The organism is Gemmatimonadaceae bacterium, assembly GCA_035533755.1.
Taxonomy (GTDB): Bacteria; Gemmatimonadota; Gemmatimonadetes; order Gemmatimonadales; family Gemmatimonadaceae; genus JAGWRI01.
This window is the reverse complement of record DATLTC010000053.1, coordinates 63,001-74,490: the sequence shown is the minus strand read 5'-3', so window position 1 is coordinate 74,490 and position 11,490 is coordinate 63,001. Positions and strand designations below refer to the sequence as shown.

The 11,490-nt window shown below is 71.0% G+C and carries 9 protein-coding genes and 1 riboswitch; all 9 genes read left to right on the top strand.

Annotation, left to right across the window (positions count from 1 at the left end):
• Position 1 precedes the first annotated feature (1 nt).
• Positions 2–114: riboswitch (cobalamin riboswitch) on the top strand.
• A 119-nt stretch (positions 115–233) separates the two neighbouring features.
• Positions 234–1,130 carry a helical backbone metal receptor gene (locus tag VNE60_07695; GenBank protein ID HVB31384.1) on the top strand — a complete coding sequence of 299 codons (897 nt, stop codon included), beginning with the start codon at positions 234–236 and terminating at the stop codon, positions 1,128–1,130.
• Entirely contained in the window at positions 1,127–2,104 is a 978-nt protein-coding gene (locus VNE60_07690) for an iron ABC transporter permease (GenBank protein HVB31383.1), read from the top strand. Before VNE60_07695 ends, VNE60_07690 begins: the two co-directional genes overlap by 4 nt.
• Entirely contained in the window at positions 2,101–2,922 is an 822-nt protein-coding gene (locus tag VNE60_07685) for an ABC transporter ATP-binding protein (GenBank protein HVB31382.1), read from the top strand. Before VNE60_07690 ends, VNE60_07685 begins: the two co-directional genes overlap by 4 nt.
• A complete protein-coding gene (locus VNE60_07680) occupies positions 2,919–4,883 on the top strand; it encodes a TonB-dependent receptor (protein HVB31381.1) in 1,965 nt (654 codons plus the stop codon). The genes VNE60_07685 and VNE60_07680 overlap by 4 nt, the downstream gene beginning before the upstream one ends.
• Positions 4,884–4,922: 39 nt before the next feature.
• Entirely contained in the window at positions 4,923–5,684 is a 762-nt protein-coding gene (recO, locus tag VNE60_07675) for a DNA repair protein RecO (GenBank protein HVB31380.1), read from the top strand.
• Positions 5,681–7,537, top strand: coding sequence for a selenocysteine-specific translation elongation factor (gene selB / locus VNE60_07670; protein HVB31379.1), 1,857 nt, complete (start codon positions 5,681–5,683; stop codon positions 7,535–7,537). The genes recO and selB overlap by 4 nt, the downstream gene beginning before the upstream one ends.
• 144 nt (positions 7,538–7,681) lie before the next feature.
• A complete protein-coding gene (locus VNE60_07665; protein ID HVB31378.1) occupies positions 7,682–8,149 on the top strand; it encodes a hypothetical protein in 468 nt (155 codons plus the stop codon).
• Between the two features lie 219 nt (positions 8,150–8,368).
• A complete protein-coding gene (gene clpB / locus VNE60_07660) occupies positions 8,369–10,978 on the top strand; it encodes an ATP-dependent chaperone ClpB (protein HVB31377.1) in 2,610 nt (869 codons plus the stop codon).
• Positions 10,975–11,484 (top strand): tRNA adenosine(34) deaminase TadA, encoded by a 510-nt coding sequence (tadA, locus tag VNE60_07655; GenBank protein HVB31376.1) that lies wholly within the window; start codon positions 10,975–10,977, stop codon positions 11,482–11,484. The genes clpB and tadA overlap by 4 nt, the downstream gene beginning before the upstream one ends.
• The last annotated feature ends 6 nt before the right edge of the window (positions 11,485–11,490 follow it).

Genomic DNA, 11,490 nt, shown 5'->3' with positions numbered 1-11,490 from the left:
CGGAAACCGGTGTGATACCGGTGCGGCCCCGCCACTGTAACGGGCAACACGTCCGCTCGAAGTGCCACTGACGTCAGTCGGGAAGGCGAGCGCGACGGCCCGGAGCCAGGAGACGACCGGCATTCGCGCCACGTACTAGGGTTCTCGGGGGAGGACCTGTGGCGGCTCCGGTCGCGCGTCGCGCGGTGGTCCCGGCTCTGCGGACATCCTGCCCCAACCAAGGATGTCTTTTTTTGCGTCTCCGCGCCGCGCTCGCCGTCGCTCCGTTCGTCTTCGCTGCCTGCTCCCGCCCGGCGCATCAGCCGGCGCGCGCCCACGCGCCGGTCATCGACGTCGATGATTTCGGCGATACCCTCCGCGCGCCGGCCGTGCCCCCCGCCCGCATCGTATCGCTCAATCCCACCACCACCGAGATCGTGTTCGCGATCGGCGCCGGCGCGCGCCTCGCCGGTCGCTCGCAGTGGGACTCGTGGCCCGACTCGGCGCGCCGGGTGCCCAGCCTCGGCGCCGCCGTCCGCCCCAACGTCGAGGCCGTGCTCGCCGCGCGCCCCGATCTCGTGCTGCTCTACGCCAGCGCCGACGATCGGCCCGCCGCCGCGCGCCTGCGCCAGGCCGGCATTCCCGTGGCCGCGTGGCGCATCGACCGCATCGACGACTTCCGGCGCGCCGTTCGCGATCTGGGCGCGCTGCTCGGCGATTCCGCGCGCGCCGCGACCGTCGTCGATTCGGTGGATCGCACCCTCGCCCGGGTGCGCGCCGCCACGGCGTCGCTGCCGCGCGTGTCGGTGTTCATGCCCACCTGGGAGAATCCCGTCATCGCCATCGGCGGCGGGAGCTTTCTCGACGAACTGATCACGATCGCCGGCGGGCGGAACATCTATGCCGATCTCGCCGCGCCGTCGCCCACCGTCGCGCTCGAAGACGTCGTGCGCCGCGACCCCGACGTCGTGATCACCAGTCCCGACGGCCGTGCCCGGATCCTCGCCGATCCGCTCTGGCGCGGCCTCCGCGCCGTGCGCGCCGGCCGCGTGTATGCGTACGACACCACCGTGGTCGGCCGGCCGTCGGTGGTGCTCGGAGCCGCCGCCGTCTCGATCGCGCGGCTGCTCCATCCCGGCATCCTGCCGTGACGCGGCGCGCCGGTCGATGGGCCGCGGCGCTGGGCGTCCTGGTCGTGCTCATGCTCCTGTCCGTGGCGCTGGGCGCCGTGCGCCTGTCGCCCGCCGACACCGTGCGCGCCCTCCTGGGCCGCGGAGATCCCACCGTCATCACGATCGTCCGCGTGCTGCGCATGCCCCGCATGGCGCTCGCCGTCCTGCTCGGGGCCGGCCTCGGCATCAGCGGCGCGTCGCTGCAGGGCGTGATGCGCAATCCGCTGGCCGAGCCGTACCTGCTCGGCGTATCGGGCGGGGCCGCCGTGGGCGCCGTGATCGCCGTGTCGTTGGGCGCGGCGGCGGGGCTCGTGCCCATCGCCGCGTTTCTCGGGGCAATCGCCGCCGTCTCGGTGGCGTTCCTCGTGGCGCAGGCGGCGCCGGGACGTGGCGATTCGCGCGTGCTGCTCATGGCCGGCGTCATCGTCGGCGCGTTCGCCAACGCGGCGATCATGCTCCTCCTGGCCAACGCCGACGCCGACACCGTGCGCGGAGCCCTCTGGTGGATGATGGGTTCGGTGGGCGATGCCGCGTGGGGGCAGGTGGGCTGGCTCGCGCTCTACGTGAGCGTGGGCGGCGGCCTGCTCGTGGCCTGGGCGCGCGAGATCGACATTCTCGCCCTCGGCGAAGACGCCGCCGCCGGGCTCGGACTGGACGCCGACCGCGCGGCGCGGCGCGTGTACCTCGTCGCGTCGCTCGTCGCGGCCGCTACGGTGGCCGCGGCCGGCCTCGTGGGCTTCGTGGGGCTGGTCGTGCCGCACATCGCCCGCCGCATGGGCGCCGGCGGCCACCGCGCCGTGATCCTCGGCAGCGCCGTGATCGGCGCCGCGCTCGTGGTGGCTGCCGATCTCATCGCCCGCGTGGCGCTCCCGCCCGCCGAGCTGCCGCTCGGCGCGGTCACGGCGATCATCGGCGTGCCGTTCTTCCTCGTCCAGCTCCGGAGGTTGCGGTGATCGCCTTCGAACGCGTGGTCGTGCGCTATCGCGGCGCCGATCGCGATGCCGTGCACGACGTGAGCCTCGAGGCGCGGCGCGGACGCATGACCGCCATCGTCGGCCCCAACGGCAGCGGCAAGAGCACGCTCGTGCGCGTGCTCCTTGGCCGCCAGCCGCTGGTGTCGGGGCGCGTGTTGTTGGACGACCGCGACCTGCGGACCCTGTCGCGCACCGACGTCGCGCGCCGCGTGGCCGTGGTCACGCAGCGCGAGGAGTTGGCGTTCCCGCCGCCGGTGCGCGAGTACCTGGCGCTCGGGCGGTTCCCGCACCGCGGCGCCCGGCGCGCCGGCGCCGCCGCCGATCGCGACGCCATGGAGCGCGCCGTGGCCCTCGCCGCCGTGCGTCCGCTGCTCGATCGCACCGTGGACACGCTCTCCGGCGGCGAATGGCAGCGCGTGCGCATCGCGCGCGCGTTGGTGCAGGGCGGCGATGCCCTCGTGCTCGACGAGCCCACCACGTATCTGGACATCGCGCACGAGATGGAGGCCTTCGAGTTGCTGGCGCAGCTGGCGCACGACGGCATGGCAGTCTTGCTGGTGAGCCACCAGCTGAATCTCGTGGCTCGGTTTGCGCAGCACCTGGTGTTGTTGCACGGCGGGCGCGTGGCAGCGTCGGGGACGCCCGACGACGTCATGCGGGGCGAAGTGCTCGAGCGCGTGTACGGGTGGCCACTCGTGGTCACGCGCGATCCCGCCGTGGGCGCACCAGCGCTCGTGCCGTTGCGCGGACGTCCGCGCGCGGCTCCCCCATACACCCATCGCCCCTCCGATCCATGAACCGGTTCAGGTCCAGCCTGTGCCCGTGGCTCGTCGCGCTGGCCACCCCTGTGCTCGCCCAGGCACAGACGCGCGACACGGTCCACGTCACGCCCGTCGTCACCACCGCCACGCGCATTCCCCTCGACCCGCGCGACGTCCCCGCGTCGGTCACCGTCATCACCGGCGCGCAACTGCGCGCCATGGGCATCACCTCCGTGGCCGACGCGCTCCTCGGCACGCCCAGCGCGGCCATCGCCCAGACCGGAGGGTTCGGCGGCGTCACGTCGTTGTTCCTCCGCGGCGGCGAGAGCCGGTACGTGAAGGTGCTCATCGATGGCGTGCCGGTGAACGATCCCGGCGGCACGTTCGATTTCAGCACCCTCACCACCGACAACATCGATCGCATCGAGATCCTGCGCGGACCGGCCAGCGTGCTGTATGGCGCCGACGCCGTGGCCGGCGTGATCCAGATCTTCACCCGCGCCGGCCACGCCGCGCCGCGCATCACCGTGAGCGCTCGCGGCGGCACGTACGGCACCGGCGATGCGTCGGTCGCCGTGCGCGGCGGCACGCCGTCCGGCGGCGGCGCCCAGGCCGACTATTCGATCGCCGCCTCGCGCCACCAGACCAACGGCATCTACGATTACAACAATCGCTTCACCGAGAACGTGGTCAGCGGACTCGCGTCGTTCGCCCCCGACGCCGCCGACGCCGTGCATCTGTCGCTGCGCTATACCGATTCGCGTTACCACTACCCCACCAACAGCGCCGGCACGGAACTCGATCACAATGCCTTCGCCTCGGGCGATCGCATCGTGCTCGGCGCGCGGTTTGGGCATTCCTTCTCGCGCGTCGCCGCGCTCACCGTCACCGCGTCGTCGGACGAGACCAACGGCGGCACCACCGACCAGCCCGACACCACGGGCGGCGACCTCTATCTCTCGCTCGACGATGTGCGGCGCCACAGCGTGGACGCGCGCCTGAACCTCCGCGATCCCGGCGGTCGCGCCGTGGCCACCGTCGGCGCCGCGCTCGAAGGCGAGGACGAGAATTCCCAGAGCCAGGGCTCGTTCAGCGGCTACCCGTTCACCTCCGCCTTCGCGGCGTACCGCGCCAGTCGCGCCGGCTACGCGCAGCTCCTCTGGACCGGCGTGCCGCGGCTGACGATGGTCGCCGGCGCCCGCGTGGACGACAACCAGCAGTTCGGCGCCTTCGGCACCTACCGCGCCGGCGCCAACTACCGCGCCGCCACCGGCACCAGGCTCCGGGCCAGCGCCGGCACCGCGTTCAGCGAACCGACGTTCTACGAGAACTTCTCCACGGGATACGTGACCGGGAATCCGTCCCTCCGCCCCGAACACGCCCAGTCGTGGGAAGCGGCCGTGGAGCAGGACTTCCTCGATCGCCGGCTCACCGTGGGCATCACCCTGTTCTCCCAGCAGTTCCGCGACATGATCGACTACACCGGCGGCACCACCGCGTGCGGGTTCAGCTACTGCAATGTGGCCCGTGCCCGCGCGTCGGGCGTCGAATACCAGGCCACCGCCGCGGTGTCGCCGGCGCTGTCGGCGTCGTTCGGGTTCACGCATCTCGACACGCGCGTCCTCACCGCCGGGTTCGACACCACCTCGGGCGGGTTGTACCATCTGGGCCAACCACTCATCCGCCGGCCGGCCACCAGCTGGAACGCCGCCCTCGCGTCGCGCCTCGGCGGGCAGGGAACGCTCGATGCCCGATTCACGTATGTGGGCCCGCGTGCCGACCGCGACTTCCGCTCCTACCCGGCCCTCGACGTCACGCTGCCGTCGTACCTGCGCGTGGACCTGGGCGGCACGCTCAACCTGGCCGCGTGGTCGGCCGCCGGCGACGCCGCGCTCACGTTGCACGTCGAGAACCTGACCGGCGTCACGTACCAGTCGGTCTTCAACTTCCGATCCCCCGGACGCACCATCCTCACGGGCGTTCGGTTCACCATGTGATGGAAATCGGACGGGGCAGGGCGGGATTATCTTTCCGCCATGCCCCTCCTGGTGAGCGATGCCATCGTCCTCCATGCGTTCGACTATCTCGAGTCGTCACGCATCTTGCGGCTCGCCACCCGCGAAGGCGGCGTGCGGTCGGCCATCGCCAAGGGTGCCCGGCGCTCGCAGCGGCGGTTCGGCAGCGCGCTCGATCTGTTCGCGCAGGGCAGCGCGCAGCTGTCCACCAAACCCGGCCGCGACCTCGACACCCTGGCCAGCTTCGACGTCGCCTGGTCGCGGCCGGCGCTCGCCACCGACCTCGGCCGGTTTACCGGGGCGTCGGCCATCGCCGAGCTGGTGCTGCACTTCTCCTCCGATCACGCCGATCCCGCGCTGTTCGACGCCGTGGCCGGCGCCCTCGACGCCATCACCGGGGCCGAGCCCGCCCGTGCGCTCCAGGCCACCCTCGCCGGCGCCTGGCAGGTGATCGGAGCGCTCGGCTTCACGCCCTCGCTGATGGACTGCGCCGACTGCCACGCGCCCCTCGACGACCACGACGCGGCCACCTTCAGCCACGCCGCCGGCGGCGTGCTGTGCGCCCGCTGCGCCCGCCTCTCGCCGGGCGGTCGCCGCATGCCGCTGCCGGCCCGGCGCGCCCTCGCCGCGTGGGCCGCCGGCGAAGAGGGCGCGCCGCTGGAGCCCGCCGATGCGCGCGCCCACCAACGGCTCCTGCGGGAGTTCCTGCTCCATCACGTGGTGGACGGGCGGCCCCTCCGCGCCTTCGCCGTGTGGGAACAGGGCCACTGGGGCGCCGCATGATCATCGGCACCGCCGGCCACATCGACCACGGCAAGACCACCCTCGTGCGCGCCCTCACCGGCGTGGACACCGATCGGCTTCCGGAAGAGAAGCGCCGCGGCATCACCATCGAGTTGGGATTCGCGCCGCTCGCGCTGGACGGCGTCGGCACGGTCGGCGTCGTGGACGTGCCCGGCCACGAGGCCTTCGTGCGCACCATGCTCGCCGGCGCCGCCGGAATCGACGTGGGCCTGCTCGTGGTCGCGGCCGACGACGGCGTGCGGCCGCAGACCCGGGAGCACCTGGCCATTCTCGACGTGCTCGGCATCCAGGGCGGCGTGATCGCCCTCACCAAGTGCGATCTCGTGGAAGACGACTGGATCGCCCTCGTGGAAGAGGACCTGCGCGCCCTCGTCGGGGGAACGCCGTTCTCGGCGGCCCCGATCATCCGTGTGTCGCCCGGCGACGAGCCCGCGCTCGCCGCGCTCCGCGCCGCGCTCGCTCGCGCCGCGCTCGCTGCGCCCGCTCGCGACGCCGACGATCTGTTCCGCCTCCCGGTGGACCGCGTGTTCACGGTGCGCGGCACGGGCACCGTCGTCACCGGCACCGCCTGGAGTGGGTCGGTCTCGCGCGACGCGGAAGTCCGCATTCTGCCCTCCGGCCGCATCGCCCGCACGCGCGCCATCCAGACCCACGGTGCGGCCGTCGACCGCGCCCTCCCCGGCCAGCGCATTGCCCTCGCCCTGGCCGGCGTCGACGTGGCCGACGTCCACCGCGGCGACGTGATCGTCGCCGATCGCGCGTGGGAGGCCTCCGCGGTGGTGCGGGCCGACGCGTCGCTCCTCCCCGACGTGCCCCGGCCATTGGGGCCACGTACCGCCGTGCGCTTCCACCTCGGAACCACCGAGGTCGGCGCTCGGGTGGTCACCGCGGGAGGTCCCTTGGAGCCGGGCCAGACCAAGCCCGTGCGTCTGATGCTCGATGCCCCGGTCGTGGCCAGGGCGGGAGACCGCTTCGTGCTCCGGTTGGCGTCGCCGGTCGCGACCATCGGCGGCGGTGTCGTCACCGACCCGCACGCGCAACGCCGATGCAAGCCGTTCGCCGCACCGGACCTGCCGCCGGGCCCGCGGCTTGCCCGACTCCTCGTCGAGGCGGGCGCGCAGGGCGTCGCGTTGGCGTCGCTGCCGGTTCGGCTGGGCGTCAACCCGCGCGGCGTGCCGTCGCTCCTGCGCGAGGTGTCGGCCGTCGAGGCACCGGGGAGCGACCGGGCGCTGTCGCCCGACGTATTCGCGTCGGAGGGTGGTCGGGTGCAGGAGTTCCTGGACCGGTTCCATCGCGCGCATCCGCTGGCGTTCGGCGCGTCGCTGCAGGAAGTGCGCAGCCGGCTCAAGGTGCCGCCTGCGTTCACCGAAGCGCTCGTGGCGCGCGGGGTCGCCAACGGCAGCCTCGAAATCGAGGGTGCCGAGATTCGGCGGGCCGGGTGGGCGCCCACGCCCACCGAAGCGCAGCGAAAGACCCTGAACGCGATGCTTCAGCGGTTGGCCGAGGCGGGCTGGGAACCACCGTCGGTCGCGGAGTTGACGGCCGAGTTCGGCGCTGGAGCGCCGGACATCATTCGACTGGCAGAGCGATCTGGTGAAGTCGTGCAAGTCGATGTAGAACGGTATTATACGGCGTCTAATCTCAAGCAACTTCTTGATAAGATCGGTGCCTTGATGACGCCCGGGAAAGAGGTCGTGCCCGCGGAGATGCGAGAGTCGCTGGGGCTCACGCGCAAGTATCTCATCCCATTGCTGGAGTATTGCGATCGCGTCGGGCTGACCGCGCGACGGCCGGCCGGGAGGTTCTGGAACGGGCTTAACGGCGTCGCGTAACTTTCTGTCGTTTCATTCGTTCCACTATTGCGAATTCTTGACACATCAGCGACCTGCGCCTAGTATTTCGGTCGTAGGCCAGAAGTGCCATTCACCCTCTCAGGAGTCGTCACGACCGTCCTGTTTCGTTAGCCCGGAGTACATATGTTGAACCGCTGGGCAGCACTTGTGCTCGTGCTCGCCCTTTGTGCGTTCACGCCAAAGTATGCGGCGGGGCAGCAGTCTTCCAATCCGCCCCGAGGGCACAAGGCTGGTGGGGGGTTGGGGCAGAACTATCCCAATCCCTTTAATCCTGAAACCACCATTCCATTCACGATCGGTGATCCGACGTGTTCGGACGGTGGGGCATCGCATGTGGTCTCGCTCAGGATCTACAACATTCTGGCGCAGCCGGTGGCTGTGCCGATCCTGCAGGGAGGCTCGTCCTCGTCGGCGTCCAATGGACTGGCCGGCAAGCCGCTGCTCAATCTGTCGTTGAGCTGCGGTCAGTATACGGCATACTGGGACGGCAGGTATCTGAACACCAGCACGGAAGTCGCGTCTGGTGTCTACGTCTACGAGCTCGTGATCGACGGGGACCGCATCGTGAAGAAGATGTTCGTCGCGAAGTGATCCATTCCGAGCCCGATCGTATCGCATGCGCCCCGGCAATCGCCGGGGCGCATGTGTTTTGGGGCCGTCCCGCGCGGCCGGTGCGCCCGGTCGGCAGGTGCCGGCGAGTCTGGCGCATGCGTCGGAGCCGGACCCCGCCGCAATGGCGCACCGGTCCGGCATCGAGGTTGCCATGACCGTAGGTGGGCGCGCCATTCCGGCGAGCCACGAGACGAGACCATGATCAATCCTGACCGCCTGACCGTGAAGGCTGCCGAAGCCCTGAACGCCGCTGTCGCCGAGGCGCGCCGGGCCGGCAACCCCGTGGTGTACGATCTGCATCTGCTGGCCGCCCTGCTGGCCCAGGACGAAGGGATCGTCGTGCCCGTGCTCCAGAAGCTCGGGGTCAACGTCACGTCGGTGCGCGAAGCGGCCGCCCGCGAGATGGGGCGTTACGCCAAGCAGAGCGATGCGCAGCCCACGCTGTCGCGCGAGATCAACGGCGTGTTCGACCGCGCCGAGGAGGAGGCGAAGAAGCTCGGCGACGAGTACGTCTCCACCGAGCACCTCCTGCTCGGGCTGTCCGATGCCAAGGGGGCGGAGAGCCGGCGCATCCTCAACGAGGCCGGCGCCACGCGCGCGGCGCTGCTCGACGCGCTGCAGGCCGTGCGCGGCACGCACCGCGTGACGGATCAGAACCCCGAGAACCAGTACCAGGCGCTGCAGCGGTACACGCGCGACCTCACCGACGCGGCCCGCCGCGGCAAGCTCGACCCCGTGATCGGCCGCGACGAGGAGATCCGCCGCGTCATCCAGGTGCTGTCCCGCCGCACCAAGAACAACCCGGTGCTCATCGGCGAGCCCGGCGTGGGCAAGACGGCGATCGTCGAGGGGCTCGCCCAGCGCATCATCAACGGCGACGTGCCCGAGGGGCTCAAGGACAAGCGCCTCGTGGCGCTCGACCTCGGGGCGCTCATCGCCGGCGCCAAGTTCCGTGGCGAATTCGAGGAACGGCTCAAGGCGGTGCTCAAGGAGATCACCGAGTCGCAGGGCCAGTTCGTCGTGTTCATCGACGAGATGCACATGCTCGTGGGCGCCGGCAAGGCCGAAGGGTCGATGGACGCCGGCAACATGCTCAAGCCCATGCTGGCGCGCGGCGAGCTGCGCGTGGTGGGCGCCACGACCCTCGACGAGTACCGCCAGCACGTGGAGAAGGACGCCGCGCTCGAGCGCCGCTTCCAGCCCGTGTACGTGGGCGAGCCGACGGTCGAGAACACGATCGCCATTCTGCGCGGGCTCAAGGAGCGCTACGAGGCGCACCATGGGGTGCGCATCACCGACGGCGCGGTGATCGCCGCCGCCACGCTCTCCAATCGCTACATCGGCGACCGCTTCCTGCCCGACAAGGCCATCGACCTCGTGGACGAGGCCGCGTCGCGGCTGCGCATCGAGATCGACTCCATGCCGCAGGAGATCGACGAGGTCGAGCGTCGCGTGATGCAACTCGAGATCGAGCGCACCGCCCTCAAGAAGGAGAAGGACAAGGCGTCCGTGGAACGGCGCGAAGCGATCGAGCGGGAACTGGCCGAACTCACCGAGAAGAGTTCGGGCATGAAGGCGCAGTGGCAGCAGGAGAAGGCCACGCTCGGCAACGTCGGCAAGATCAAGCAGGAGATCGAGCAGACGCGCACCGCCGCCGAGCAGGCCTCGCGCGCCGGCGATCTCAGCAAGGCCGCCGAGCTCACCTACGGCCGCATTCCGGAGCTCGAGCGCAACATGAAGGAGGCCGAGGGCAAGCTCGCCAGCCAGGGCGGCCGCCCGCAGTTCCTCAAGGAAGAGGTCACGGCCGACGACATCGCCGAGGTGGTGGCCCGCTGGACGGGCATTCCGGTGACGCGCATGCTCGAGAGCGAGCGCGAGCGTCTCACCAAACTCGACCAGGAACTGGCCGAGCGCGTGGTGGGGCAGGACGAGGCCGTGGTGGCCGTGGCCAACGCCGTGCGCCGCTCGCGCGCCGGACTGCAGGATCCCAATCGCCCGATCGGGTCGTTCATCTTCCTCGGGCCCACGGGCGTGGGCAAGACCGAGACCGCGCGGGCCCTGGCCGACTTCCTGTTCGACGACGAGCGCGCCATGGTGCGCATGGACATGTCGGAGTACATGGAGAAGCACGCCGTGGCGCGCCTCATCGGCGCGCCCCCGGGCTACGTGGGCTACGAGGAGGGTGGCCAGCTCACCGAAGCCGTGCGCCGGCGCCCGTACTCCGTGCTGCTGTTCGACGAGATCGAGAAGGCGCATCCCGACGTGTTCAACATCCTGCTGCAGATTCTCGACGACGGACGCCTCACCGATTCGCAGGGGCGCACGGTGGACTTCCGCAACAGCGTCATCATCATGACGTCCAACATCGGCAGCCACTACATCCTGGAACACACGGGCGGCGATTGGGCCGAGACCGAGCGCCAGGTGATGCAGGCGCTCCAGCAGCACTTCCGTCCCGAGTTCCTCAATCGGGTGGACGACATCGTGGTGTTCCGGCCGCTGGGCATGGAGCAGATCGTGCGCATCGTGGACCTGCAGCTCGCGCATCTCGAAGCGCTGCTCGCCGATCGCAAGCTCACGCTCGAGGTCACGCCCGAGGCCAAGCAGATGCTGGCCGAGGAGGGATACGATCCCGCGTTCGGCGCGCGGCCGCTCAAGCGCGCCATCCAGCGGCTGGTCCAGAATCCGCTCGCCATGGAGGTGCTCGAAGGCAAGTTCGTGGACGGGGACCGGGTGGTGGTGACGCTCGGCGCCAAGGGCGGGCTGGCCTTCGAACACGGCACGCCGGCGGCCGTGGCCTCGGCGTGAGGGGCGGCGCCGAGTCGCCGATCGCGCCGCCGCCCGGCTCGGACGACGCCTGGATGGCCGCGGCGATGGCCGAGGCCCGGCTCGCGGCCGGCGAAGACGACGTCCCCGTGGGCGCCGTGGTGGTGCGCCACGGCGTGATCGTCTCGCGGGCCGGCAATCGTACGGTTCGCGATCACGATCCCACGGCGCATGCGGAGCTGCTCGCCATCCGCCAGGCGGCCAGGGTATTGGGCGATTGGCGACTCACCGGATGCACGCTGTACGTGACGCTCGAGCCGTGCGCCATGTGCGCCGGCGCGCTCGTGCTGGCGCGCGTCGATCGGCTGGTGTTCGGGGCGTGGGACGAGAAGGCCGGCATGGTGGGTTCCGTTGGCGACCTCGTGCGCCATCCCAAGTTGAACCATCGCGTGGAGGTGCGCGGTGGGGTGGAAGAGGAGGCGTGCGGCGAGCTGCTCACGGAGTTCTTCGCGGCCCGGCGCGACGACGGGGCCGCCGAGCGTGGCTGACCGCTG